The sequence below is a fragment of the Bacillus sp. EA-CB0995 genome (assembly GCF_055814245.1).
The window spans coordinates 1,025,184-1,051,004 of record NZ_CP169269.1; the positions used below are offsets into that span (position 1 = coordinate 1,025,184).

At 37.8% G+C, this 25,821-nt stretch carries 22 protein-coding genes and 5 pseudogenes; 20 read left to right on the forward strand and 7 right to left on the reverse strand.

The features are described from left to right. Window positions 1–33 precede the first annotated feature (33 nt). The 4 genes from ACEWFJ_RS05400 to ACEWFJ_RS05415 all read left to right on the forward strand — a co-directional run bounded on the left by ACEWFJ_RS05400 (window position 34) and on the right by ACEWFJ_RS05415 (window position 3,123). A complete protein-coding gene (locus ACEWFJ_RS05400) occupies window positions 34–585 on the forward strand; it encodes a GNAT family N-acetyltransferase (RefSeq protein WP_473690897.1) in 552 nt (183 codons plus the stop codon). Between the two features lie 95 nt (window positions 586–680). Continuing rightward, the gene (locus ACEWFJ_RS05405) at window positions 681–1,061 is read left to right on the forward strand and encodes a PH domain-containing protein (protein WP_473690899.1); all 381 of its coding nucleotides are present in this window, start codon (window positions 681–683) and stop codon (window positions 1,059–1,061) included. A 39-nt stretch (window positions 1,062–1,100) separates the two neighbouring features. Further along, on the forward strand, window positions 1,101–1,676 hold the full coding sequence (locus ACEWFJ_RS05410) for a histidine phosphatase family protein (protein ID WP_473690901.1): 576 nt from the start codon (window positions 1,101–1,103) through the stop codon (window positions 1,674–1,676). Window positions 1,677–2,001: 325 nt separating this feature from the next. Continuing rightward, entirely contained in the window at window positions 2,002–3,123 is a 1,122-nt protein-coding gene (locus tag ACEWFJ_RS05415) for a PepSY-associated TM helix domain-containing protein (protein WP_473690903.1), read from the forward strand. Between the two features lie 247 nt (window positions 3,124–3,370). Here the strand turns inward: ACEWFJ_RS05415 and ACEWFJ_RS05420 are convergent. The 4 genes and pseudogenes from ACEWFJ_RS05420 to ACEWFJ_RS05435 form a co-directional block, all read right to left on the reverse strand. Further along, window positions 3,371–4,614 (reverse strand): annotated as a pseudogene (locus tag ACEWFJ_RS05420) (NAD(P)/FAD-dependent oxidoreductase). Further along, a complete protein-coding gene (locus ACEWFJ_RS05425) occupies window positions 4,611–4,943 on the reverse strand; it encodes a (2Fe-2S)-binding protein (protein ID WP_473690905.1) in 333 nt (110 codons plus the stop codon). The pseudogene ACEWFJ_RS05420 and the gene ACEWFJ_RS05425 overlap by 4 nt, the downstream one beginning before the upstream one ends. Continuing rightward, entirely contained in the window at window positions 4,940–5,212 is a 273-nt protein-coding gene (locus ACEWFJ_RS05430) for a (2Fe-2S)-binding protein (protein WP_473690907.1), read from the reverse strand. Before ACEWFJ_RS05430 ends, ACEWFJ_RS05425 begins: the two co-directional genes overlap by 4 nt. A 72-nt stretch (window positions 5,213–5,284) precedes the next feature. Then, a pseudogene (locus tag ACEWFJ_RS05435) lies at window positions 5,285–6,956 on the reverse strand (sigma-54 interaction domain-containing protein). Between the two features lie 422 nt (window positions 6,957–7,378). On the opposite strand from ACEWFJ_RS05435, the gene ACEWFJ_RS05440 reads away from it, so the two are divergent. From ACEWFJ_RS05440 to ACEWFJ_RS05490, 11 genes and pseudogenes are all read left to right on the forward strand, one after another. Continuing rightward, a complete protein-coding gene (locus tag ACEWFJ_RS05440) occupies window positions 7,379–8,554 on the forward strand; it encodes an NAD(P)/FAD-dependent oxidoreductase (RefSeq protein WP_473690909.1) in 1,176 nt (391 codons plus the stop codon). After that, window positions 8,551–9,586, forward strand: a pseudogene (locus tag ACEWFJ_RS05445) (proline racemase family protein). Before ACEWFJ_RS05440 ends, ACEWFJ_RS05445 begins: the two are co-directional and overlap by 4 nt. Beyond that, on the forward strand, window positions 9,583–10,536 hold the full coding sequence (locus ACEWFJ_RS05450) for a proline racemase family protein (protein WP_473690911.1): 954 nt from the start codon (window positions 9,583–9,585) through the stop codon (window positions 10,534–10,536). Before ACEWFJ_RS05445 ends, ACEWFJ_RS05450 begins: the two are co-directional and overlap by 4 nt. Before the next feature lie 82 nt (window positions 10,537–10,618). Continuing rightward, a complete protein-coding gene (dapA, locus tag ACEWFJ_RS05455) occupies window positions 10,619–11,515 on the forward strand; it encodes a 4-hydroxy-tetrahydrodipicolinate synthase (RefSeq protein ID WP_473690913.1) in 897 nt (298 codons plus the stop codon). 46 nt (window positions 11,516–11,561) lie between these two features. After that, window positions 11,562–13,046, forward strand: coding sequence for an aldehyde dehydrogenase family protein (locus ACEWFJ_RS05460; RefSeq protein WP_473690915.1), 1,485 nt, complete (start codon window positions 11,562–11,564; stop codon window positions 13,044–13,046). Between the two features lie 244 nt (window positions 13,047–13,290). After that, on the forward strand, window positions 13,291–14,904 hold the full coding sequence (locus ACEWFJ_RS05465; RefSeq protein ID WP_473690917.1) for an APC family permease: 1,614 nt from the start codon (window positions 13,291–13,293) through the stop codon (window positions 14,902–14,904). Window positions 14,905–15,087: 183 nt separating this feature from the next. Beyond that, window positions 15,088–16,932 (forward strand): M3 family oligoendopeptidase, encoded by a 1,845-nt coding sequence (locus ACEWFJ_RS05470; RefSeq protein ID WP_473690918.1) that lies wholly within the window; start codon window positions 15,088–15,090, stop codon window positions 16,930–16,932. A gap of 96 nt (window positions 16,933–17,028) precedes the next feature. Beyond that, window positions 17,029–17,175: pseudogene (locus ACEWFJ_RS05475) on the forward strand (IS1595 family transposase); the annotation flags it as partial. A gap of 44 nt (window positions 17,176–17,219) precedes the next feature. Further along, window positions 17,220–17,567, forward strand: coding sequence for a VOC family protein (locus tag ACEWFJ_RS05480; protein ID WP_379306456.1), 348 nt, complete (start codon window positions 17,220–17,222; stop codon window positions 17,565–17,567). 215 nt (window positions 17,568–17,782) lie between these two features. Further along, a complete protein-coding gene (locus tag ACEWFJ_RS05485) occupies window positions 17,783–18,286 on the forward strand; it encodes a DinB family protein (protein ID WP_473690921.1) in 504 nt (167 codons plus the stop codon). Between the two features lie 72 nt (window positions 18,287–18,358). Further along, window positions 18,359–18,622, forward strand: a complete 264-nt coding sequence (locus ACEWFJ_RS05490) for a hypothetical protein (RefSeq protein ID WP_473690923.1) — start codon at window positions 18,359–18,361, stop codon at window positions 18,620–18,622. A 77-nt stretch (window positions 18,623–18,699) separates the two neighbouring features. Here ACEWFJ_RS05490 and ACEWFJ_RS05495 read toward each other — a convergent pair whose 3' ends face one another. Continuing rightward, the gene (locus ACEWFJ_RS05495) at window positions 18,700–19,815 is read right to left on the reverse strand and encodes an aminopeptidase (RefSeq protein ID WP_098305477.1); all 1,116 of its coding nucleotides are present in this window, start codon (window positions 19,813–19,815) and stop codon (window positions 18,700–18,702) included. 185 nt (window positions 19,816–20,000) lie between these two features. Here ACEWFJ_RS05495 and ACEWFJ_RS05500 point away from each other — a divergent pair, with 185 nt between their 5' ends. The 5 genes and pseudogenes from ACEWFJ_RS05500 (at window position 20,001) to ACEWFJ_RS05520 (ending at window position 24,037) form a co-directional block, all read left to right on the forward strand. Next, window positions 20,001–20,504 carry a DUF948 domain-containing protein gene (locus tag ACEWFJ_RS05500; protein WP_098305475.1) on the forward strand — a complete coding sequence of 168 codons (504 nt, stop codon included), beginning with the start codon at window positions 20,001–20,003 and terminating at the stop codon, window positions 20,502–20,504. Window position 20,505: 1 nt separating this feature from the next. Next, on the forward strand, window positions 20,506–20,832 hold the full coding sequence (ytxJ, locus tag ACEWFJ_RS05505; RefSeq protein ID WP_473690925.1) for a bacillithiol system redox-active protein YtxJ: 327 nt from the start codon (window positions 20,506–20,508) through the stop codon (window positions 20,830–20,832). Window positions 20,833–21,058: 226 nt separating this feature from the next. Then, window positions 21,059–22,129 carry a bifunctional 3-deoxy-7-phosphoheptulonate synthase/chorismate mutase gene (locus tag ACEWFJ_RS05510; RefSeq protein ID WP_253630581.1) on the forward strand — a complete coding sequence of 357 codons (1,071 nt, stop codon included), beginning with the start codon at window positions 21,059–21,061 and terminating at the stop codon, window positions 22,127–22,129. A gap of 438 nt (window positions 22,130–22,567) precedes the next feature. After that, window positions 22,568–23,565 (forward strand): annotated as a pseudogene (gene ccpA, locus ACEWFJ_RS05515) (catabolite control protein A). Between the two features lie 199 nt (window positions 23,566–23,764). Beyond that, window positions 23,765–24,037, forward strand: coding sequence for a DUF3917 domain-containing protein (locus tag ACEWFJ_RS05520; protein ID WP_429720270.1), 273 nt, complete (start codon window positions 23,765–23,767; stop codon window positions 24,035–24,037). Window positions 24,038–24,168: 131 nt separating this feature from the next. On the opposite strand, the gene mscL is transcribed toward ACEWFJ_RS05520, so the two are convergent. Continuing rightward, a complete protein-coding gene (mscL, locus tag ACEWFJ_RS05525) occupies window positions 24,169–24,570 on the reverse strand; it encodes a large conductance mechanosensitive channel protein MscL (protein WP_473690928.1) in 402 nt (133 codons plus the stop codon). A 146-nt stretch (window positions 24,571–24,716) separates the two neighbouring features. After that, a complete protein-coding gene (locus ACEWFJ_RS05530) occupies window positions 24,717–25,463 on the reverse strand; it encodes a C39 family peptidase (protein ID WP_473690930.1) in 747 nt (248 codons plus the stop codon). Between the last annotated feature and the right edge of the window lie 358 nt (window positions 25,464–25,821).

The window sequence follows — 25,821 nt, forward strand, 5'->3', positions numbered from 1 at the left end:
AATGTTAGAATAGTTAGAAAAAGGAGAGAGGAAATGTTTACACTAAGAGTCGATAAAGAAATCGAATTACAATTATTAGAAAAACATCATAAAGATGAACTGTACGAATTAGTGGATAGCAACCGAGAATATTTGCGAGAATGGCTTCCGTGGGTGGATCGCACGAAATCAGCTGAAGGATACAATGAAATCTTTCCAATGTGGCTGCATAACTTCGCAGATGGAAATGGTTTTGAAGCAGGTATACGCTATAAAGGAAATCTCGTTGGAATGGTTGGGATTCATCCGGTGGCTTGGGAAAAGAAGGCGACAAGCCTTGGATACTATCTTGCAGAAGAAGCAAGTGGAAAAGGAATTATGACGCGAGGTGTAAAGGCTGCGCTCCGTTATGCTTTTGAAGAATTAAAATTAAATAAAGTTGAAATTCATTGCGGAGTAAAAAATCAAAAGAGCCGTGCAATTCCAGAACGACTCGGCTTTAACTTAGATGGAATTATTCGTGATGGAGAATGGTTATATAATCATTTCCATGACATTGCGGTATATAGTATGTTAGCGAGAGAATGGAAGGGGAGAAGCGTTTAAAATGACGCTTCTTTTTTCTGAATTTATCAACAATTAATGGTATAATATGGATAAGGAGTGATAAAGATGGAGTTTTACGTGAAAAAAATCCAATTATGATACTGCTTACTGTAATTATGCTGTTACTTGTCGTAATCTCTCCTGTTATATCATTTATGCTGAACGAGAAAGGTTGGCTGACAGGACTTGCAGCAGGAATCTTATTTCTAGCTGCAAATATTATTCCGATTTCTGAAATGTTTGTGTTTCAGCATAAAGTCGTTGATGGTGAACTTGTAACAGGGCATTGGCTAACAAAGAAGAAAATTCCAATTGTAAGCATTCGTGTTATGCGATTTGTTGGAAAAAATAAGAGAAACTTAGAAATCACGTACGGTAGTAATTTTGAAGTACATATGATTACAATGCCAAAAGAGAAAGAAAAGTTTATGGAATTACTTTTACAAGGAAGTCCCTATGTGAGAATAGTAGACTGAATATTATATTTTCAGGGAGAAACTGATGGAGGTTTTACTATGACTAAAATAGGTATAATCCGTCACGGAAGTACACCGTGGAATAAAGAAGGCAGAGCACAAGGGAGTTCAGATATTTCCCTTGATCAAGATGGAATATTAGATGCGTATAAACTTGCAGAGCGCTTGCGTAAGGAGAATTGGAATTTCATATATTCTAGTGATCTATTAAGAGCGAAGCAAACTGCTGAAATTATAGGAGAAAAAATTGCGAATATACCAATTTACTTGGAACCTAGGCTTCGTGAAGCAGGTGGCGGACAGATTGAAGGGACAACGGAAGAAGAGCGAGTTTTAAAATGGGGAAAGAATTGGAGAGAGCTAGATTTAGGAATTGAAAGAGCTGATAGTGTAATCACAAGAGGTCTTTCGGTAATTGAGGAGATTGCATCTAAACATGATAACAGGAATATATTAATCGTTAGTCATGGTGCATTCATTAGACATCTTCTAAAGGAACTAGTACCGCATTTAAATATGGTGGAATCTCCGAGAAACACGTCTCTAACTAAACTTATAAAAGCAAAGAATGGTTGGGATTCAGAACTATATAATTGTACAATTCACTTAGAATAGAGTGTGATATTTCATTTAAGATTACTAAAGTGAAACCTCCATCAGTGGGGGTTTTTTCATTCCGCACTGATGATTAGTTGAACCAATTGCCCGTTAATGCAGGATAAACAATTCCAAAGAAGACTAAACAGCCACCGAGCTCTGATAGAATATCAAATCTCGATGGCTGTTTAGTCTTTTTATAGTTGTCTACTTAACAGGAATAGGTAGACCTTTTTTCGTTTACAAAAGCGTTCCTTATTGATATGTATTTTTTATCCATTGACAATGATAATCATTATCTTTAATATTAATTTGACTTTTCATTTAATTAAGGGGGACTTTTATGAAGATTCGCAGTATGGTTAGAAAGGTTCATTTATACCTTAGCATGATAGCTGGTATGTTTATTGTGCTAATTGGATTGACTGGAAGTTTGCTTGTCTTTGACAACGAATTAAATCGTATGATTTATCCTGATTTATACAAAATAACTAAGGGTCAACCGGTTACATACCAGAAAGCCTTGCAAACTGTAGCAAGCGCATACCCAAAGGGAGAAATTCAGCGTGTGTATACGCCAGATGATCCACACTCTCAAGGGATTTATTTGTTTAATTTGAAAGAAGGAAAAGGGACGAAATCTGTATATGTTGATCCAGGGACTGGTAACATAAATGGAGATTTAGGAGAAACAGCGTTTTTTAATCAAGTCAAAGAAATTCATTATCATTTACTTCTGAAAGATTTTAATGGTAAAGAAATTGTCGGTATTATTGGATTTATTTTCTTTTTTATTAGTTTATCTGGATTGTATTTATGGTGGCCTGGAATTAAAAAGTGGGCACGTGGTTTTGTTATACGGCGCAGTAAGAATACATATGTAAAACAGTATGATCTACATAAAGTCATTGGAATCATTGCTATGCCACTTTTATTAGTGGTTTCATTAACAGGGGCACTTTTTGCATACGATAAGACAATTTTTGGGTGGGTCGGAGCGAAAACTAGTGTCATGCCATCGAAGGAGAAACTTATTTCTAAGCCTCTTTCAGGAGGAAAACTCCCTCTTGATTCCTTGCTAAGTGAAGCTGAAAAGGCGGTTCCTCAAGGGACTATTACGCAAGTAAGGATGCCAGCGCAAGCTAAAAAAGGAAAAGCAGAAGGTGCTGTAGAAATTCGTTTGAGTCGTCCATACGATCCAGGGAATGGGAATGTGAAAATATGGGTTGACCAGTATAGCGGGAAAGTGTTGGCTAAACAAGATCCAAAGGTGGATGATGGACTGACGTATCAGACATGGCTTAAACCACTACATACAGGAACGTTTGGTGGTGTATTTACAAAAATCTTATATGTTATTGGTGGTCTTACACCATCAATTTTAATGTTTACTGGTACGTATATGTGGTGGCACAAGAAAAAGAGTAAGCGAAAACCAAAACGTTCTTCAGTAACTGCAGCATAACTATAGAAGCTATATTTTTCACTTGATTATGATGAGTGAAATGATATTCAAATTTAAATTTTGATGCAAAGTCGTAAGAAATTCAGATAAGATGAAGAAAAAATTAGAGCGATTAAGAAAGCTCAAAAAGATTTAGGTGAGCCTAAGGGCAATATTGATTCTTTATAATACGTATAAATTCCGCTAACGAGCGTTATGTAAATAAGAAATCCCGTCAGAACAAAGACTGACGGGATTTTTTATTTCATTACACAATTTGTTTGGGAGTTTTCCCAGTGCTGTTATTTGAATAGAGACGTTCCCAAAGTTCGTTCATTTTGCTTCTGCCGCTATCAATCCCAGGATTGAATTGGATTGCAGCTTGCTTGCGAACGGTACGGACATGCTGCACAGATTGTTGTAGTTTCTGGTCAATCGTGTTCGATTCTTTTTCTGCATGTTTGACGATTGATAATCCCGCCGTTGTTCCTTGAGCCATGGCAATCTTGCCACTTTCGATACCGGTGATATTACCAGCAACAAATAGTCCATCAAGAGGAGTTTCCATCGTCTCTGAATGGTGGGGCACATGACCGCCAAGTTCAGGAATGTATTGAAATGGACATCCGGCAACGGCAGCAAGTTCTGCCAACGGATATAAACCGCCAGCTATACAGACAAAATCTGCTTCGTAAATTGTTTCAGACCCCGGAACAATCTTGCCATTCGCATCAATATCGGCGACGCGTACTCCTTCCACTTGATCTTTACCGATAATTTCGAGTGCTGCTTTCCGAAGTTGGAGGGAGTACCATTCACTTTCATGCCATTTTTCGGATAAAAGTTTAAAGCAACTTTCCTCATCCAGTCATTTTTCATGAAACGGCTCCCGATACGTAATAACGGTGATGGGGCAAGATGAGCTGCGTTCAAGAGCGATTTCATAACCTCTTCAGGTTCACCTGCTTTTTGACTAAGGGCACTTTTTTCTGGGAGTACAATTCGATCAACCGTTATGCCAGCTAGTTGTAATTCATTTAAAATCGCAAATGCTAAAATATTTGCTCCGATAAGAATTCCTTTTTTGCCGACCTGGACGCGGTGAACATTTGTCATTACTTGAGCCGCGCCAATGGACATTACGCCAGGAAGGGTCCAACCAGGCAGTGGGATAGAGTATTCGGCAGCTCCAGTAGCCACTAGTACAAATGGTACTTCTAGCGTACCTAGGCTCGTATGTACATTCCATAGGTGATTTTCTTTTTCTAAATTGTAAACAGACACACCGCAGCGAATATCGACCGATAATTTTTTCGCTTCTTGATGAAGGCGCTCTGATTCTTTTATTCCATTCCACCATTCACCGGAAGGCTCTTGATGAAGTTGTCCGAGTAACCTGCCGCCTGGTTTTATAAATTCATCAAGAACAGTCACTTTGAGACCAAAGCTCGCACAGGCAATAGCTCCTGCTAATCCTGCTGGGCCTCCTCCAATTACAATTACATCAATCATCGCTTTTCCACCATCCTTCTTACAATATTCGGATGCTGTTTGCCGCTTTCAACAATCATATCCTTCTCTACAACTGTTAAGCAGGCTCTTACGTTTGCTTGATCATTGACAGTTACACGGCACTCTAAGCAATGACCGATGTTGCAATAAATACCTCTAGGTGTCCCGCTATCTTCGTGAACGCGCAGTTTTCTTATTCCATTTGCCAAAAGAGCAGCAGCAATTGTTTCATTTTCATATGCTTCATATTCCATTCCATCAAATTGAAAGGAAATACGTTCTCTATCCTCTAAATCCCCTAAAATTGGATGCTTCATGATTCTAGTCATTGATTTTCACCTACTGTTCCAAAAGTCACCGGCCGAATTGGGGGCTGGTGTTTTAACGGAATTTCACCAGGTGACACATTAGGGATAACACTTTCAATAATTCTATCTAATGTCGGCCTGCATGTGCGGCCTCCACAAAAGCCCATTCCTGCTCGTGTTCTTAATTTTAATTCTCTTGCTGTGCATTTATGTTGATCTGCTGTTGACTGGAGTTGTCCGTAAGTAACTTCTTCACAGCGGCAAATCACAATGCTTTCTTTGTTAACCATTTGAATTCCTCCTCGACAGTCTTTCATAAAGATATTATGCAAAAAATGTGCCAATGCAGAGGAGAAAGAGGGTTAATGTAAGCCAAGCCGCTTCAAGCGATTGTATAAAGTGGCTCTTGTGATACCGAGTTGTTTCGCACACTCTAATTTATTTCCATCTAAGATTTGTAGTGCTCTTTCGATTACTTTTCTCTCGTGTTGATTCATTTCTTCTTGTAACGATAAGATGGTAAAATCACTTTCTTGAAGTACATTAGATACAGTCTTTGGTTTGTTTTCAAAGCTGATACTATTGGTATGAAAGGGTAAATAATCTCTTTTTATTACGCCATCTGTTGCGAATACGATAAGCCGTTCCATGACGTTGCGAAGTTCGCGAATATTGCCAGGCCAATCATACCGAAGCAGTTCATGCATGACTTCTGGAGGAAATTCATGAATCGGCCGTTGATAATTCAAAGAAAAGTCATGTAAAAAATAATGGGTTAATTCAATAATATCTTCTTGCCGTTCTCTTAAAGGAGGAATGTGTAGACTGACTACGTTCAATCGGTAATACAAATCTTCACGGAACTGTCCTTTTTTCATTACTTCTTGTAAATCACGATTTGTGGCAGCGATGATACGGAAGTCGATATTAATTTCTTTTTCTCCACCAACGCGATAATATTTTCGCTCCTGCAGCACGCGTAGAAGTTTCACCTGCATTTCGAGGGGCATTTCACCTACCTCATCAAGAAATAATGTACCTCCTTTTGCCAGTTCTATTTTTCCTTTTTTCCTTTGCTGTCAGCACCGGAGAAGGCGCCCCGCTCATATCCGAATAGTTCACTTTCAAATAAAGCTGCTGGTATCGCACCGCAGTTAATTGAAATAAAAGGTGCTTTCGGTTTTTCGCTCGCTTCATGAATCGCTTTCGCAAATACCTCTTTTCCGACACCGCTTTCACCTAATATGAGAACAGTAGATTTAACAGAACATACCCTTCTAGCTAAATCCACTGTTCTTTGCAGGGCAGCACTCTTTCCTTTAATAGAATGAAAGGGATCAGAAGAATCTTTATATTTTGCTACTTCTTGTTCTAAACGGTGTACTTCATTGGACATGTTGAACAATTTTTCATTCAGTACGACTTGATTTGTGATATCCGTTTCTGAAACGACTGCACCGATAATCTGATCGTTAAAATAAACGGGATTAGAGTTAATTAAGACAAACAAATCAGACTGAGGCTGATGGTGCTGTCCTACAATTTTTTCCCTTTATGTAGAGATTGCAAGATTTCTAGGTTTTTATAGTCAAAGAAATCCGTAATCGGTCGGCCGATGATATCTTGCCGTTTGACGGAGAAAATTTTTTCTGCTCCTTCTGTCCACGTACAAACACGTTCGTTATCATCAATGACCGTGACGGAAGAATCCGTCGTTTGAATAACAGTTTCATAAAATGCTTTTAATTGATTGTAAGAGTTATGAAGAAAATGGATGATTTGTGCTGCTGTTATACAGCCTACTGGATTTTTGTTTGTATCAAGAATAACAGCTGTGGAATGATGACTAAATGCCTGAAGTAAGGTGAAGAATGATTCATCTTCATATACGACTTTGCATGGAAGCTCGGGCATCTTTGTTGTTGAACAATAATAAAATTCACCGTTTTTTTGTTCAATTTGCTGCTTATCGAACGATGTATCCATTAAAATCCGTTGTATAATTTCTTTCCCTGACGGTAATGAAAATATGATAATCCCCTCCAAAATTAATTGTAAAAAGTTATTAACACTGTAAAAAAAATTATACACGTGTTCATGAAATATTTAAAATATTTTTACAATAGAGCTTACCTCACTTTAAAGGGCAGTAAAGCTTCTACTTCTAGAAAACAAGGAACTGGATAACTGGATCAAGAGGGAGTGTCTATAAAGTGAAACTTCTATCAGTGGGGGTCTTACTGCTCAAAAGTAGCGGGATAAATTTCTAATCAACAAAGATTTGAAAGTACAACTTCCTCTAAAACTATTACATTTCCTTTGTACAGCGTCTCTGTCACGCGTACCTAACTATCAGCGGGGAAGAAATAATTCTCTGTTGTGAAAGTTTCACGTTAATTGGCACACGAATTGCATTTTAGGTAATGAGGCCATTTCATCGAGAGGAGGAATGCCATGTGAAACATTGTGACGTGTTAGTCATTGGCGGAGGAATTATTGGCTGTTCGATTGCCTATTATGCTTCTAAGTATGGAAGAGATGTAACGATCATTGAAAAAGGGGAATTTGTTAGTGGCACGTCTTCACGATGTGACGGCAATATTTTGGCGATTGATAAAGACCCAGGTTTTGATAGTCAGATGTCGCTGTTTAGTCAGAATTTAGTGGATGAATTAAGCAAAGAGTTGGAGCATCCATTTGAATATCGAGCACCAGGAAGCATCCTTGTTTGTGAGTCGGACGAGGAGATGGAAGCGGCACAGAAATGGGTAGATCGTCAAAAAGCCGCTGGTTTACCATTTCGAATGCTTGACCAGCAGGATATTCGGCAGGAGTCTCCCTTTTTTGCAGATGACCTATTAGGGGGACTAGAATGTGCCACTGATTCCACGGTTAATCCTTATCTCTTAGCTTTTTCACTTTTGGAGGAAGCAAAAAAACTAGGAGCTAAAGCTTTCAAGCATACAGAAGTAAAACAAATGAAAAAAGAAGAAAGTGGTTCATTTACTGTAGAAACGACAAACGGAGTTTTTACTGCGGATCATGTCGTCAATGCAGCTGGAGTATGGGCGCCTCGAATAGGAGAGATGCTTGATCTTTCAATACCAATTGAACCGAGAAAAGGACATATTATCGTTGCCTCAAGGCAGCAACATGTAGGATCTCGAAAAGTAATGGAGTTTGGTTACTTAATTTCCAAGTTTGGTGGAAAGCGCAGTGTTGATCCGCTAACTGAAAAATACGGGGTAGCTCTTGTCTTTGAACCAACGGAAAGTCAAAATTTTTTAATTGGGAGCAGTAGAGAATTTGTTGGCTTTCATACGAAAGTAAACAATGAAATTATTAAATGTATTGCTAACCGGGCAATCCGCTTTTATCCGAAAATGGCAGATATGATGGTGATTCGTTCGTATGCAGGATTAAGGCCATGGACGGAAGATCATTTGCCAATCGTTTCACGCGTAGATAAAATTCCAAATTATTATATTGCGGCCGGTCATGAAGGGGATGGAATTAGCCTCGCAGCAGTAACTGGGAAAATAGTAGAGGAATTAATTAACGAAAAAGAAACATCTATTCCCGTTGACCCGCTTAGCTTTAACCGATTTACAGAAAGGGTGTTGAGCAGATGAGGGCACAAAGAGTCTTTACAACAATTGATACACATACAGGCGGGAATCCAACGAGGACACTGATTAGCGGGCTTCCGAAATTAGTTGGGGAAACAATGTCAGAAAAAATGCTCTATATGAAAAAGGAATATGACTGGATTCGCAAACTGTTAATGAATGAACCGCGTGGTCATGATGTTATGTCTGGTGCTTTGTTAACGGATCCGTGTCATCCAGAAGCAGATATTGGCGTGATTTACATAGAGACGGGCGGATATTTGCCAATGTGTGGACATGACACGATTGGTGTGTGTACGGCGCTAGTTGAATCTGGATTGATTCCCATTCAAGAACCGGTCACTTCCTTAAAATTGGATACACCTGCTGGGCTCGTCGAAGTGGATATTTCAATAGAGAATGGAAAAGCAAAAGAAGTGTCTTTTTGCAATATCCCAGCATTTCTTTTAAAAAGTGTTTCCGTTGATGTTGAGGGGATTGGGCGTATAGATGCTGATATTGCGTATGGTGGTAATTTTTACGCAATCATTGACGCAAAATCAGTTGGATTGGATTTAATTCCAGAGAATGCTTCTAACATAATCGAAAAGGCGATCAACATTAGAAATACCATTAATGAAGAATTTGAAATCGTTCATCCACAATATCCGTTTATTAAAGGGTTAACTCATGTTGAGTTTTTTACTGAACCAACTCATGCGGAAGCAGATGTGAAGAATACAGTTATTGTCCCCCAGGAGGAATTGATCGTTCTCCATGTGGAACAGGTACTTCTGCGAAATTGGCTGTCCTATATGCAAATCAACAAATTTCAATTGGCGAAGAATTCATCCATGAAAGCATTGTTGGTTCCTTATTTAGAGGACGCGTATTGGAAACAACCGATGTGGAAGGTGTTGAGGCTGTAGTGACCCAAATTACGGGATCAGCTTGGTTGATGGGGATGCATCGCTTCTTCTATCACGAAGAAGATCCGCTTAAAGAAGGATTTTTGCTCATTCCCCCATGGAACATGAAACGGAGGACGTGAAATGAAAATTCAGAAGACGTATTCAACAACAGATGTACACGTGGCTGGTGAAGCGTTTCGTGTTATTAAAGATGTGCCGTTTATTCATTATCAAAACTTGGAACAGTTAAATAAACATTTTACGCATGTGTTTGCAGAAGAAATCAATCTTTTGTTGAATGAACCGCGTGGGTTTGCTGGTTTAAATGGTTGTCTTGTTGTTCCGACGATTAATGAAGAAGCTGATGCCGCAGTATTATTTCTAAATCATGAAGGAACGGTTCCATTTCATTACGGTGGCATCGTTGCTGTAATTACAACTTTACTAGAATGCGGTCATTTGCAGCCGAGAGCGTCAAATGAATATAAAATCGAAACGGTCAGTGGTGTGATTTCAGTTATCGCGATGATGGAGAATGATGAAGTAGTTTCGGTGGTGATAGAAAGTGAACCGTGTCAAATAGTCGAAACAAACATTCCATTGTCTAATTCGCATTGCAATACGCAGTTCTCCCTCGTGCAAGCTGATCAATTATACGCAGTGTTTGAGAAAAGTGATATTTCTGCAGAGATTCGCGTTGAGGAACTTTCTGAACTAAAGAGATGGGGACAAACGGTGCTTCAAGCTCTCGAGTCAAAAATGCCAGTAAAAGGTGTCATTTTAATGGATGACTCTCATCTAGAAGAGGGGCGAATTAAAACAATTACGTTTCGCGCTGATCAGTATATCGTTCGTTCTCCCGGCTTCGAATCGACGATGGCGTGTTATACAAGCTTACTTTCTAAAGGGAAGGTGTATATAGAACCACCATTTGTAAATGAAAGTATTTTTGGCAGCACTTTGACAGTAGAAGTAGCAAAACAATCAGAGAGTGGATGTAAGTTCACCTTGAAAAGTCGTGGTTTCATTACAGGAATGCAGCTATTTGTATTAGATCCGACAGATCCTTTACCCGCTGGATTTTTACTAAAATAATCAAATTATAATCGTTTACTAAAGTTATTATGCCTGCTAGTAATAGCAAAAAAACTAAAAAAATATTAAGGGGGAAATAGAAATGACAACAATTAGAGGAGCTTATCCAGTATTAATTACTCCAATGAATGAGGCGCAAGAGATTGATTGGGGCGGTGTGAAAAATAATGTGAACTATTTCGTGAATCAAGGAGTTGCAGGTATTGTAATCAACGGCAGTACTGGAGAGTTTGTGAGCTTATCTAAAGAAGAAAAATTCCAAATGGTTGAAACTGTATTAAAGGAAGTCAACGGCCGGATTCCTGTTATTGTGGGAACAGCTGCTGAAACGACAAAAGAAACAATTGAATACACGAAACAGGCGGAAGCACATGGTGCAGATTGTGCGCTGATCATTAATTCTTATTATTGTAAACCGAAAGAGGAAGAAATTTATTTCCACTTTAAAGAAGTGTCAAATGCAGTGAATGTACCTATTATGCTGTACAACAATCCTTTTACATCTGGCGTTGATATGAGTACAGAGCTGATGCTGCGAATTGGAAAAGAATGTGAAAGAGTTACTCACATTAAAGAATCAAGTGGGGATATTCGCAAAGCAAGAGATCTTGTCAGACATGGCAAAGGGGATATTGAAATTTTCTGCGGTTCAGAAGATTTAGTGATGGAGTCTTATTTAGTCGGGGCAACAGGCTGGATTTCTGTTGCAGGGAATATTGTGCCAAAGCTTGTTACGCAAATGTTTAATCACTTCCAAAAAGGTGAACTAAAAGAAGCTTGGGCAATCAATGACAGCATATTACCGCTTTGTACATTCCTTGAAGGGTCAGGAAAATATGTGCAAATTGTTAAACGTGCAATGGAATTAAATGGACAGGCAGGAGGTCCTTCCCGTTATCCTCGTTTAGGATTGACACTTGAGGAAGATCAAAAGTTGAAAGATATTTTAGCCACTTTGACTGCCGTTTCACATGTGTAAAAAAGTATAGCACTGTATGAATAAAAAAATGCAAAGGGAGTGGAACATGTTAACAGCACAAATAGAATTAAAGCCGAGAGTGAAAGCTTTTTTAGAAGGAAATATTGAACTTTTTATCGATGGAAAATTTGTACCAGCTATAAGCGGTAAAACGTTTGAAACGTATAACCCAGCGACAGAAGAAGTTCTTGCTTTCGTAAGTGAAGCGCAAGAAGAAGATGTTGATTTAGCGGTGAAGGCAGCTCGCCGGGCGTTTGAAAAAGGACCATGGCCTGAACTTAGTGCAGCTGAAAGAGCACACTTAATTTACAAGCTGGCTGATTTAATTGACGAACATAAAGAAGAACTAGCTCAATTAGAAGCACTAGATAACGGAAAGCCGTATCAAGTAGCATTAGAAGACGATATTCCAGCAACAGTGGAACATTACCGTTATTATGCTGGCTGGGCAACGAAGATTCTTGGTCAGACGACTCCGATTTCAAAGGACTATTTAAACTATACACGTCATGAACCAATTGGTGTTGTCGGCCAAATTATTCCGTGGAACTATCCATTAGTCATGGCTGCGTGGAAAATGGGGGCAGCACTTGCGACAGGATGTACAATCGTATTAAAACCTGCTGAGCAAACGCCGTTATCCCTATTATATACGGCTCAGCTTTTTAAAGAAGCAGGCTTCCCAGACGGCGTTGTGAATTTCGTCCCAGGATTCGGTCAAACAGCAGGTGCAGCGATTGTGAATCATCATGATATCGAAAAAGTAGCTTTTACAGGTTCGACTGACACTGGTAAATATATAATGCGTCAAGCAGCTGAAACGATTAAACATGTGACGTTAGAACTTGGGGGAAAATCACCAAATATTATTTTGGAAGATGCAGATTTATCAGAGGCGATTACTGGTGCTTTCAACGGTATCATGTACAACCATGGTCAAAACTGCAGTGCAGGATCCCGTGTGTTCGTTCATAGAAAGCACTATGAAAAAGTGGTGGAAGAACTAGCGAAACTAGCAAACAATGTCAAACTCGGTGCAGGAATGGAAAAAGGTACTGAAATGGGACCGCTTGTTTCGAAAAAGCAACAAGAGCGCGTGTTACGTTATATTGAAAAAGGAAAAGCGGAAGGAGCAAGAGTTGCGGCTGGCGGTGAGGAGGTGTTTGAAAAAGGATACTTCGTTCAGCCAACTATTTTTGCTGATGTCACAGATGATATGACAATCGCAAAAGAAGAAATATTTGGGCCAGTAGTCGCAGTTCTGCCGTTCGATACAGTTGAAGAAGTCATCGAAAGAGCCAATAATACTCCATTTGGACTCGCTGCAGGTGTATGGACAGAAAACATTAAAACGGCACACCAAGTGGCGAATCGCTTAAAGGCAGGCACAGTTTGGATTAATGATTACAACTTAGAAGACGCTGCAGCGCCATTCGGTGGTTATAAACAATCGGGCATTGGGCGCGAAATGGGCTCTTATGCACTCGACAACTATACAGAAGTGAAGAGCATTTGGGTAAACTTGAAATAAAGTGAAACTTCCGTCAGTGGGGGACTTCATCCCCCACTGACGGAAAGCTCTCACCAAACGGGCTGTCCGTTTTTTCGATTAATTTTGAAAGGTTATTGGAATACCTAAAAATTAAAGCGTTTACATCGAGGGTTTTTTTTCATCTATGCCGTTCTTCTATAAAATTATGAAACAATGGCAATAGTCTAATTATAAAATACTGAATATTAAGAAAATGTAAGATTGAAAGGGGAGAGATTAAAGTATGGCAAACAAAGGCAAGTTTAAAAGAGAAATATCATTATTGGATTTAGCCTTTATTGGTTTTGGATCTATGTTTGGATCAGGATGGTTGTTTGCTGCTAGCCATGTTTCAGGAATAGCAGGTCCAGCGGGAATTATTTCATGGGTCATTGGCGGAATCGCTATTTTGTTATTAGGACTTGTATATTGTGAACTTGGGGCATCACTTCCAAGGGCTGGAGGAATTGTTCGCTATCCTGCCTATTCTCATGGTCCAATACTTGGATATTTACTCGGATTCATTACTCTTATTGCGTTTTCAAGCTTAATTGCAATTGAGGTAGAAGCGGCTAGGCAATATGCTGCAGCTTGGTGGCCGAGCTTGACGAAAGAAAATTCTACTTTGCCGACTGTAAGTGGATGGCTTATGCAATTTGGGCTGCTCGTCATTTTCTTTTTGTTAAATTATTGGAGCGTAAAAACATTTGCGAAATCGAATTTAATCATAACCATCTTTAAATTTTTTGTACCAGCACTAACAATCATTGTATTGTTAATGCATTTACATGGTGATAATTTTTCAAGTGCTGGTTTCGCGCCGTTTGGATTTTCTGGTGTACAAGCAGCTATTTCTGCAGGCGGTGTTATTTTTGCTTATTTAGGACTGACACCTATTGTATCAGTTGCAAGTGAAGTGAAAAATCCGCAAAGAACGATACCGATTGCTCTTCTTTTGTCTGTGATCTCTTCATTAATTGTTTATGTTCTTTTACAAGTTGCTTTTATTGGAAGTATTCCAACTGAAATGCTTAGCCAAGGCTGGGCGGGAATTAGTCATGAATTTAGTTTACCATTTAAAGATATTTCCGTTCTGTTAGGACTGGGGTGGATGGTCTATTTTATTGTTTCCGATGCAATTATATCACCGAGTGGAACGGGGAATATTTATATGTCCGCTACGCCCCGTGTTGTATATGGCTGGGCTCAAAGCGGAACATTATTTAAAGTATTTTCTAAAGTTGATGCAAAATCAGGTATACCAAGACCTGCACTTTGGCTTACATTTGTCCTTTCTGTTTTCTGGACATTGCCATTTCCTTCATGGGAAGCGTTAATTAATGTTGTTTCTGCAGCGCTTGTATTAAGTTATGCTCTCGCACCGATTACAGCGGCAGCGCTTAGAAAACGGGCTCCTGAGCTAAATCGTCCGTTTTGGGTAAAAGGAATGTCAATCATTGGACCACTTTCATTTGTTATTGCATCATTAATCGTTTATTGGTCTGGTTGGAAAACACTTTCTTGGTTATTATCTTCACAAGTTATCATGTTTGTAGTCTATCTATGTTGCAAAAAATGGGCACCAACTTCACAAGTATCCTTTACACAACAAATCAAATCATCATTATGGCTCGTTTTTTACTACATTGCGATAATGGTGGTGTCGTACTTTGGGATGTTTGGTGAAGGAAAGGGGTATTTAACCTATTCAACAGATTTGATAGCGGTTAGTATGGTTTCCTTGATTAGCTATTACTGGGCGGTTCATACTGCTTTACCTGTTGTGGATTTGGATGACGAAGATGAAGTGGAAAGTACGGATTATTTACAGATGGAGAATGCTACGATTAGTAAATAACATCTAGTTATTGCGAAAAATAGAAACATAGAAAAGGAAGAAGCGTATAGAGAGATGCTTCTTCCTTTTTTTCTGAATTTACCGACAATTAATGGTATAATATGGAGTGGAAAAATCTAATTATAAAATACTAAGTTAATTAGGAAAAGAGAAATAGTAATCTTCTAAAAAGAGGTGGGTAAATTGCGTGGAACCTTAAAACAGCGTTGGAGTTTGGATGAGATTTTCCACGGGGGAAGTGAGTCTAGTGAGTTTAAACATTTTCTCATGAAACTAGAGGAAGATATTTCTACAGAAACAGTTACAACAATAGAGAGTAAGGAACTGAAATCAATAAGTGGATTCGAACGGTGGATAGAACAAATGGATCGAATACAAGAGTTATCTACTCGCTTGCTTGAAGCAACCCATTTTGTTGGATGTTTGGAATCAGAAAATGTTGAAGATGAGAAGGCTATTATATTAAGTGAAAAAGTAAGGGGGATTTCAACACAATTTGAGATAGTCATAAACGACTTTGAACAAACATTGGTACACATACCAGATGATATTTGGGAACAGCTATTGCAGCTGGAACAAATAAAACCGATTGCTTACCCGCTTCATGAAAAAAGAGAAAAGGCGAAGGGGAAATTGCCAATAGTACAGGAAAAGTTGATTCAAGATCTTTCTATTAATGGATATCATGCCTGGGTCAATTTATATAATTCTGTCACTGGGAAAACGAAAATTGTTCTAGAGGAAGAAGGGCGAAGTAAACACCTGAGTTTTGGACAAGTATATAATATATTACATTCATCTATAAATCAGCATACTAGAACGAATCTAGTAAATGCTTTAAATGATGCAAGCGAAAAAGTAGCTGAGACATGTGCAGCAGCTCTAAATAACATCGCTGGTTTTCGATTACAAGTATATAAACATCGGGGGTTACCTTCAGATTCTATTTTAAGAGAACCACTTCGTTATAATAGAATGTCGCAAACAACGCTTGATTCGATGTGGGAGGCCATCAATCAAAGTAAGCCTGTAATAACTTCATATTTAGAGAGAAAGGCCCACCTACTAGGAGTAGAAAAAATGAATTGGTTTGACATATATACACCTATAGGAAAAGTGACTAAGACTTATACATATGAAGAGGCTGCTGAAATAATCCTTACTGAGTTTAACTCTTTTAGCCCTAAATTGGCGGATTATACAAAAAGAGCATTTCTGGAAGGCTGGATTGACTCTGAAAACAGAGATACAAAAGCAAGCAGGGGATTCTCATCTAGATTTCCGTTAACAAAACAGTCGCGCATCTTCATGAATTTTCAAGGAACGCCTAATAATCTCGCTATACTTGCACATGAATTAGGGCATTCTTTTCATCAAGGAGTTATTTCAAATGATGTTCCTCCATTTGCACAGCAATATACGATGGCTGTTAGTGAGACGGCTTCTACTTTTGCTGAAACTATCATTTTAAATGCAATGATTAAAGATATTTCAAATGAACATGAAAAACTGCTCCTTCTAGAAGCAAAAATACAATCTGCACTTAGTTATTTAATAGGAGTGCAGGGCCGTTTTATATTTGAAAAAGACTTTTATGAAATTCGAAAAAAGCAGGTTGTAGGAGTCGATGAATTGAACCATCTGACGGCAGAAGCACAGAAGTATGCGTTCAATGAGTCGCTTGCTTCTTATAATCATTTTTCATGGATTTGGAATCGACATTTCTACTTCACAGATAAACCTTTTTATAATTTCCCTTATACATTTGGCTTCCTATTCAGCCAAGGAATTTATGCAAATGCACTTCAAGAAGGATCTTCATTTGAAGAAAAATATATACATTTACTTCGGGATACTGGCAGAATGACTGCTGAGCAATTAGCTTTTCATCATCTTGGTTTTGATTTAACAAAACAAGAATTTTGGGAGAAAGCAATACATGTTGTTTTACAAGATATAAAAGACTTTCTTGCTTTAACGGAGAAGTTGGACTTAGTTTGTTGTAATGGACGAGCCGGGAGGGAATGAAATGCCGAATGTAGCATCAAAAACAGAAGAATTGAAACCTCACCGTTTCTCTTATATAATTAATATAGAAACAAGTGTTCGAGTGAGGTTGTAAGGATGGATAAGGCGTTTAGAAATTTATTAAAACACATTGATAAATTAACCCTAACAAAAAAAGAACAAGTCTATCAATGGGTAAAACGCTATGTTGATCCTTCTTCCTCCATCGGCGAACGTTTAATCAATGAAATGAGGGAAACTCGTAATCGGATAGCTAAAAATTTGATGACAGACAGGAGTTAGATACGATGATAAAAGGTTTCGGAGGAATATTTTGGAGAACTAAGAATCTTGAAGTTATAAAAAAATGGTACAGTGAAGTGTTGAAGATTGAAATAGAAAATTGGAATGGGACTATGATAAAACCCCAATTAGGAAATGAGACTATCTTTTCTTTCTTTACCGAGAATGACAGTTATTTTCCAACAGAACAACAAGTGATGTTAAATTTCCAAGTACATAATCTAAACGAGACTATTAAGCATCTTGAACATATTGGTGTACCTCTTGCAAAGAAAAAAGAGATTAGTGAATTTGGAAAGTTTATTTGGATTGAAGATCCTGAAGGTCGACTGATCGAGCTTTGGGAGAAATAACGAGTTGTAATTCATTTGCTATTAAGCTAACGGGGGCGTTAGTTGAACAAGAATGGGGAACCTCGACAAATGAAAGTTCCCCTAATTACTATATAAAAATCAACATTTAAATTTAACAGAGCCTAATTAAAAAAGTGTGAATCCAGATGGTCACTATCATCATTGCCTCTATTCTATGCTTTGCTTGGAATATAGAGAAAAGGGAGATGTGAAATATGATAAATTCCACATTAGAAATGTATGACTATCATGTATGGGCGACTCAAAAAATGATTAATCGATTAAAAGAACTGTCTCAGGATGTTTACACCAAGGAAATGCAGAGTATTTTTCCTTCTATATCAAAAGCGTTATCTCATATTTATCTCACCGATCACTTATGGTTAGATGTGATTTCTGGTAAAAGTATGAATGAAGCATTTGAATTAGTAAATCAATTAATAGAGCAAACAGAGTCAAAAAGTATCGAGGAAATGGAGAGCATATTTTTCGATTTATCAAGGAGATATAAAGACTTTCTAAGTGTTCAAGAAGATATGGAAAAGGTAATAGTAGTTGATAATCCATATGCTGGTTTACTTACAACTTCTATTTCTGAATCTATACTACACGTTGTTACTCATGGATCTTATCACCGCGGTAATATCGCAGCTATGTTACGACAACAAGGTCACGCCTCCATTATGCAAGATTATGGTCTTTATTTGTATAAGAAGTAATCTTCTATTAGGAAAAATGAGTATCTTTATTTTGTATTTAGCTTGTAGTGTAGAAGAAAGGGAGAAATAAATATGAATTCTTGGATTATAACTGCATTAGTTTTTTTCGGTGTCATTTATATTTCAGATCATATTAATCAAATTAATAAAAGAGTAAAACGAACAGAAAATCAATTAGAGCAAATAGCTAAACAAGTGGGTGTTCCAGAGCATGTAAGCAATGAAGAACTTCGTCAGTTGGTTAAAAATGGAGAGAAGATTAGAGCGATTCAAAAAGCCCAAAAAAATCTAGGATTATCATTACGTGAGTCTAAAGATTATATTGATTCTTTATGATACATATAATTTCCGCTAACGAACCTCATGTTAAAAAACAAAAGTGAGCACAACAATCTGTGCTCACTTTCTCTATCTTATTTTAAGTTCTCAGGATTTAATGCTTCTAATTCAGGTACAACGAAGCGGCCATCTTTACGGATTAATACGTCATCGAAGTAAATTTCTCCGCCGCCGTATTCAGGGCGTTGGATGCATACTAAATCCCAGTGGATGTTAGAGTTGTTGCCGTTCCATGCATCTTCGTATGCTTGTCCCGGTGTGAAGTGGAAGCTGCCGTCGATTTTTTCATCGAATAGAATATCGCCCATTGGGTGTAAAATGTATGGGTTTACGCCAATTGCGAATTCACCAACGTAGCGTGCGCCTTCATCTGTATCGAAAATTTTGTTAATGCGTTCTGTATCGTTTGCAGTTGCTTCAACGATTTGACCGTCTTTAAATGTAAGTTTTACATTTTCGAACATGTAACCGTTGTACGGAGATGGTGTGTTGTAAGAAACTGTACCGTTAACAGAATCGCGAACAGGCGCAGAGTATACTTCGCCGTCTGGAATATTTAAGTGACCAGCACATTTAATTGCTGGAATGTCTTTAATTGAGAATGTTAAGTCAGTTCCAGGTCCAACAAGACGTACTTTGTCTGTTTTGTTCATTAACTCAACAAGATTGTCCATCGCTTTATCCATTTTAGCGTAGTCTAAGTTACATACGTCAAAGTAGAAGTCTTCAAAGCCTTCTGTGCTCATTTTTGCAAGCTGTGCCATAGAAGCGTTTGGATAGCGAAGTACAACCCATCTTGTTTTTGGAACACGAATGTCTCTATGCACTTTTTTACCTACTGTGTTGCCGTAAATTTTCATGCGTTCGCTTGGAACGTCAGCTTGTTCATTTACGTTATCACCAGAGCGAAGGCCGATATAAGCATCCATATCCTTCATTACGCTTGCTTCATATGCAGCGATTTGCTCGAAATGTTCTTCTGTTGCGCCCATCATTAAAGAGCGGTCTACTTGATGATCTTTTAATAATACGAATGGATAACCACCAGCTTCATATGCAGCTTTTACAAGTGCTGTTACAAGCTCTTTTTGTAAGCCGAAGTTTTCGATTAACACTTTTTCGCCTTTTTGTAAACGAATAGAGTAGTTAATTAAATTTTTTGCTAATGTTTCAATACGTGGGTCTTTCATATGTAAAGCCTCCCTTATATATGTATCCTTTCTTATTGTAACCTACTTGTCTGAATTTGTTTAATAATTTATGTTGCATTTGCCAAACAAATATGAAAATTAATACGAAATATGGAACAATTAGAATGAAACGGAAAATGATTGTATAATAGGAGAAAACATAAAAAGATAAAGGAGTGATTCGTATGCAAATTCTTTTATACGTCAGTGTAGCCATTATCGCAATTGCGTTTGCCGTATTAGTTGTATATGTATGTAAGACTTTAGTATCTGTCCAAAAAACGTTAGAAAATGTAGCAAGTACGATGGAAGGTCTTGAAAAACAAATGCAGGGTATTACTGTGGAAACAGAGCAGCTTCTTCATAAAACAAATGCATTAGCAGAAGATATTCAACAGAAATCACAGTCGTTAAATAAAGTTGTGGAAGGTGTAGAGGGAATTGGAACAACGATTCATTCTTTAAACACAAGACTACGCAGCGTTTCTGATTCTGTTGCAGATCAAGTAGAAAATAATGCAGATAAAGTAGCACAAGTAGTGCAATGGAGTAATGCGGTCATTGATGTGTACAATCGCTTTCGTGCAAAAAAGAAAGAGGATGAAGTAGAGCAGTTTGAAAAGCCAGAGAAAAAACCGAAAAAAGAAAAGAAATTACCGCGACTTCCGATTCGAATGAGAGGCGAATGAAATGAGCATGACGAAGATTGAAACAATGGAGCAATTTGAGGAATTAACAGCAAGTAAAGAGCCTTATATCTTGTTTAAACATAGTACAACATGTCCAATTAGTCACGGTGCTTTCACAGCGTTTCAAGAATATCGTAGTGAAGAGCAAGCTGTACCGGCATATTATTTATATGTGCAAGATGCACGTCCTGTTTCAAATAAGGTTGCCGAGCATTTTGAAATTAGACATGAATCACCGCAAGTATTATACATAAAAGATGGTAAAGTGCTATGGCATGCATCGCATTGGAAAATTACAAAGCAAGCGTTAAAAGAAAATATTAGATAAGGAAAAGCAAGCAAATATGCTTGCTTTTTAAATTTTTCGAAAATATTATTGACGCGCTGTGCGTTTTACGATTAAATTAAGAAAAAATAACGATTCCATACGCAGTCTAATGCGAAGTGTATGAAGTGACATCTGCATATGTATCATATATAATAAGTTATCTTATGGATGATATTTATATCTTTTTATTAGTATACATATAAATTTTGAAAGAGGTGGCTTTATTATGGCATCACAGGAATTAGATCGTTTACGTTCTCAAATTGATGAAAAGAACTTACAAATTTTAAAATTATTAAATGAGCGCGGTCGTCTTGTACAAGAGGTTGGTAAATTAAAAGAAGTGCAAGGTGTGAAACGTTTTGATCCAGTACGCGAGCGCAAAATGCTTGATTTAATTGCAGAAAATAATGATGGGCCATTCGAAACATCAACGCTTCAACATTTGTTTAAACAAATTTTTAAAACAGGTTTAGAACTGCAAGAAGATGATCATCGTAAAGCACTCCTCGTATCTCGTAAGAAAAAGTCCGATGATACGATTGTTGATATTAAAGGTGAAAAAATTGGTGATGGAAATGCTCACTTTATTATGGGACCATGTGCAGTTGAGAGTTATGAGCAAGTTCGTCAAGTAGCGGAAGCAATGAAAGAACAAGGATTAAAACTTATGCGCGGCGGTGCATTTAAACCGCGTACATCACCATATGATTTCCAAGGTCTTGGTATTGAAGGGCTGAAAATTTTACGCCAAGTAGCAGATGAGTATGATTTAGCTGTAATTAGTGAAATTTTAAATCCAAATGATATTGAAATGGCGCTTGATTACGTAGATGTAATTCAAATTGGCGCGCGCAATATGCAAAACTTTGAGCTGTTAAAAGCAGCTGGTTCTGTGAAGAAGCCGGTATTATTAAAACGAGGATTATCCGCAACGATTGAAGAGTTTATGTATGCGGCAGAATATATTATTGCACAAGGGAACGGCGATATTATTTTATGTGAGCGCGGCATTCGTACTTACGAGAAAGCAACGAGAAATACATTAGATATTTCTGCTGTACCAATTTTAAAGAAAGAAACACACTTGCCGGTTGTTGTAGATGTAACACATTCAACAGGACGCCGTGATTTATTATTGCCAACTGCAAAAGCAGCGATGGCAATCGGAGCAGATGCGATTATGGCAGAAGTGCACCCTGACCCAGCTGTAGCACTTTCAGATTCAGCGCAGCAAATGGATATTCCAGAATTTAATGCATTTATGAACGAATTAAAAGCATTTCGTATGAGATAAAGTGAAACTTCCTTTTGGAGCGCTCTTCTCCAAAAGGTTAGTTGAACCAATCGGGCTCTTACAGACGGTTTGTTATTACTTCGTAGCTAAGCACCTTACCGACTGTTAGTGCGGGATAAAGTGAAACTTCCATCGGTGGGGGTCTTACTGCCCGCGAATAGCGGAATAAGAATGGCTTCAAAATCTATGCAGCTGAATGCTGCATAGATTTTTTTCTCGAAAATAAGTATTTTTCTATTTAAAATATGAAAATATAAGAAAAGGAACGAATTTTTTCGAAACTTTTTCGGGAAAATATTGTCTCAATCCTTATTTGTATCGTATCATTAGTAAAAGGGCTCGGGAGTGACATCTTCAAGTAGAGTGGATGTCTTTTTTTCATTCAAGTTAACCGATACATAGTATATAGATAAATTTTATAAAGGAGTGTGTGAAAAGATGAACGTAACAATATATGATGTAGCACGCGAAGCAAATGTCTCAATGGCAACAGTATCACGTGTTGTGAACGGCAATCCAAATGTAAAACCGACAACAAGAAAGAAAGTACTAGAGGCGATTGAGCGCCTTGGCTACCGTCCAAATGCAGTAGCACGAGGATTAGCAAGTAAGAAAACAACAACAGTAGGAGTTATTATTCCAGATATCTCTAACACGTTTTATGCAGAACTTGCACGTGGTATTGAAGATATCGCAACAATGTACAAATATAATATTATTTTAAGTAACTCTGACCAAAACAAAGAGAAAGAGTTCCATTTATTAAATACAATGCTTGGTAAGCAAGTAGACGGCATCGTATTTATGGGAGAAGATATTACAGACATTCATGTAGAAGAATTTAAAAAATCTCCTGTTCCAATCGTACTTGCGGCATCATTTGATGAGCAAAACATTACACCATCTGTAAATATTGATTACACACAAGCAGCATATGATGCAATGAAGCATTTCTTAGAGAAAGGTCATACACGCATTGCTTTCGTATCTGGTCCTTATGTTGATAAAGCAGGCAGCGCAAAAAATTACAAGGGTATAAACAAGCATTAGAAGAAGCTGGTATTGCTTACGATGAAGAGCTTGTTGTTGACGGTGATTATACATACGATTCAGGTATGGAAGCATTAGATAAGCTATGGGAACTTGCTGAAAAGCCGACAGCAGTATTCGTATCCTCTGATGAAATGGCATTAGGTGTGATTCATGCAGCACAAGATAAAGGTCTAAACGTGCCAAACGATTTAGAAGTACTTGGTTTTGACAATACACGTCTTGCAATTATGGTACGCCCGCAGCTTTCAACAGTTGTACAGCCAATGTATGACATCGGAGCAGTTGCAATGCGCTTATTAACAAAATACATGAACAAAGAAACAGTAGAAGATCATACTGTTATCTTACCGCACAGTATTAAGTTTAGAGATTCAACAAAGTAATAAGGAGAAAACTCGTGGAAATACAACCACGAGTTTTTTATTTTGTAAAGAGTTCAATAGTCGCTGTGACATTTGTTTTTAGATGGAAGTTTCGCTTTACCACTATTTCTAATGTATAATGATTATAAAGTGAAACTTCCATTAGTGGGAGATTATACTGTTCGTGAATAGCGGATAAAACTATGTGAGGGGAGATGAAATGATAATTCTTTGGGGAATTACGCTTTGTGTGACGGCTATATTTGCTTATATGACGTTAAAGCAGAGTGGTATGAGACGCTTTATTCCTGGTGGTGTTTTGGCAGGGATAGCCCTAATCACATACGTTACTTCGATTTTTTTAGAAAGCGCTGGAGACCAAATACATGACATTTTTGTATTTTTTTCTATTACATTATTTGTAGGCGCTATTATTATTTTACTTGTCGCAGGTATTATTTTGTTTATTCATACAAATTCAGAAACGCTATAAAATGAAACTTCCATCAGTGGGGGGTTCATCCCCACTGATGGAAAGCTCTCACCAATCGGGCTCTTACTGCCCAAAAGTAGCGGGATAAAAAAGAGAGCAGATCTATGTCTGCTCTCTCTTCGTCTATTTCATTATGCATTGTCTCTTGATGCATTTTGTTGTTTTAATAAATCACGAATTTCTGTAAGAAGCGCTTCTTCTTTTGATAAAGCAGCTGGTACTTCTTCTTTCTTCTCTTCTTCTTTTTTGAATGATAGTCTGTTGAATAGTTTAATGAATAAGAAGATAGAGAATGCAATGATAAAGAAGTCAACAATAGTTTGAATGAATGCACCGTATTTTAATGTTGCATCACCTACTGGATAAGAAAGACCCGTAAAGTCAACGCCACCTAGTAAAATTCCGACCAATGGCATAATAATATCATTTACTAATGAAGAAACAATTTTACCAAATGCGCCACCGATTACAACCCCGACAGCTAAATCCATGACGTTCCCTTTTAAAGCGAACTTTTTAAACTCGTTCCACATTTATAATTCCCATCCTTTTCACAATAATGTATAAAATTATTAGTCCTATCCCATACATTGTATATAGATTTAAGGTAGAAATAAAGAGTAAAAGGGAATGAAAGTGAATTCGGAAAACTGAATGCGTTTTCCTTTTTTTGTATTTGTTAACGATACGACAAAGCTTGCTTTCCTAACGCATCCCAAGATTGAATAAACGTTTCTTTGTTTACCTTCAGTGCTTTTTTCTCAGTTAAAGGATCATTAATATAAACGCATCCATTTTCAAAACCTACGAGTACAACAGCATGTAAATCTAGAGGAGCTGTAATATTTTCGTTTCCATGTTTCCATGACGCCCATTTGTCAGGAAGTTTATAATCCCCTGTTGTCCAAACTACTACAGGTTTACCCATGTTGACTTGAGCTAACACATCATCAAAAGATTTTCCTGTTAAATTGACTGTGCGATTTGGAAGATACTGTTCCATTAATTGTTGCAGCGGTTCAACGTAAACAGCATATCCCATAGTTTTCCCTGTTATATCTCCGACGAACCCTTCTTTAGGGTCTCCCCATTGAAGAATGTCCCCGTCTTTGCTGACAGACGGCGGATCGTTATCTTTTTTGATATTGTTTGCTAACTGCATTTTATCGACTTTCACGCCAGCGTGTTGCAGTACCATCGCTAAGCTCGTCACTTCACAGCCGAATTTCAGCTCAGGTTTTTGAGGTATGAGCGGTACATCTAAAATAACCTTTTCTTGTTTTGGAGGCGATGAATATTTTACATTTTTCGTTAATTCGGTTTCTTCATGCTTGGGATGAGATGCATGCTTTTCAGCGGAAGCCTGTTTAGTAGAATAGCCTGTCATAAATGCAAATAGGGTATACAAAACTAGAAATCTTTTCATAGTGTTCACCTTCTTTATGTAGTGCCATACATGGTGGAATGATAGCGTGTTTATCCCGCATTAACGGGCAGTAAGATTCCCACCTCAAGATTTTGAGATAATCGAAGAAGATAGGTGGGGGATAACTGCCCGTAAAAGCCTGATTGGTTTAACCAACCATCAGTGGGGGATGAAGCCCCCTACTGATGGAAGTTTCACTTTATAATTAAGTTCTTTCATTTCTCATGAAAATATGCAAAAGATAACGGATTTGGTTTAAGCGTAAAAAGAGAAATTTCCATCGGTGAGAGGATGAAGAACCTCTCCACTGATAGAAGTTTCTCTTTATTAATGAAGATATAATTTAAAAATAAAGTTA

Bases quoted from the DNA above. Each gene is read 5' to 3' on its own strand.
- ACEWFJ_RS05400 (WP_473690897.1), top strand. From the start codon at position 34: ATGTTTACACTAAGAGTCGATAAAGAAATCGAATTACAATTATTAGAA.
- ACEWFJ_RS05405 (WP_473690899.1), top strand. From the start codon at position 681: ATGATACTGCTTACTGTAATTATGCTGTTACTTGTCGTAATCTCTCCT.
- ACEWFJ_RS05410 (WP_473690901.1), top strand. From the start codon at position 1,101: ATGACTAAAATAGGTATAATCCGTCACGGAAGTACACCGTGGAATAAA.
- ACEWFJ_RS05415 (WP_473690903.1), top strand. From the start codon at position 2,002: ATGAAGATTCGCAGTATGGTTAGAAAGGTTCATTTATACCTTAGCATG.
- ACEWFJ_RS05425 (WP_473690905.1), bottom strand. From the start codon at position 4,943: ATGACTAGAATCATGAAGCATCCAATTTTAGGGGATTTAGAGGATAGA.
- ACEWFJ_RS05430 (WP_473690907.1), bottom strand. From the start codon at position 5,212: ATGGTTAACAAAGAAAGCATTGTGATTTGCCGCTGTGAAGAAGTTACT.
- ACEWFJ_RS05450 (WP_473690911.1), top strand. From the start codon at position 9,583: ATGAAAATTCAGAAGACGTATTCAACAACAGATGTACACGTGGCTGGT.
- dapA (WP_473690913.1), top strand. From the start codon at position 10,619: ATGACAACAATTAGAGGAGCTTATCCAGTATTAATTACTCCAATGAAT.
- ACEWFJ_RS05460 (WP_473690915.1), top strand. From the start codon at position 11,562: ATGTTAACAGCACAAATAGAATTAAAGCCGAGAGTGAAAGCTTTTTTA.
- ACEWFJ_RS05465 (WP_473690917.1), top strand. From the start codon at position 13,291: ATGGCAAACAAAGGCAAGTTTAAAAGAGAAATATCATTATTGGATTTA.
- ACEWFJ_RS05480 (WP_379306456.1), top strand. From the start codon at position 17,220: ATGATAAAAGGTTTCGGAGGAATATTTTGGAGAACTAAGAATCTTGAA.
- ACEWFJ_RS05485 (WP_473690921.1), top strand. From the start codon at position 17,783: ATGATAAATTCCACATTAGAAATGTATGACTATCATGTATGGGCGACT.
- ACEWFJ_RS05490 (WP_473690923.1), top strand. From the start codon at position 18,359: ATGAATTCTTGGATTATAACTGCATTAGTTTTTTTCGGTGTCATTTAT.
- ACEWFJ_RS05495 (WP_098305477.1), bottom strand. From the start codon at position 19,815: ATGAAAGACCCACGTATTGAAACATTAGCAAAAAATTTAATTAACTAC.
- ACEWFJ_RS05500 (WP_098305475.1), top strand. From the start codon at position 20,001: ATGCAAATTCTTTTATACGTCAGTGTAGCCATTATCGCAATTGCGTTT.
- ytxJ (WP_473690925.1), top strand. From the start codon at position 20,506: ATGAGCATGACGAAGATTGAAACAATGGAGCAATTTGAGGAATTAACA.
- ACEWFJ_RS05510 (WP_253630581.1), top strand. From the start codon at position 21,059: ATGGCATCACAGGAATTAGATCGTTTACGTTCTCAAATTGATGAAAAG.
- ACEWFJ_RS05520 (WP_429720270.1), top strand. From the start codon at position 23,765: ATGATAATTCTTTGGGGAATTACGCTTTGTGTGACGGCTATATTTGCT.
- mscL (WP_473690928.1), bottom strand. From the start codon at position 24,570: ATGTGGAACGAGTTTAAAAAGTTCGCTTTAAAAGGGAACGTCATGGAT.
- ACEWFJ_RS05530 (WP_473690930.1), bottom strand. From the start codon at position 25,463: ATGAAAAGATTTCTAGTTTTGTATACCCTATTTGCATTTATGACAGGC.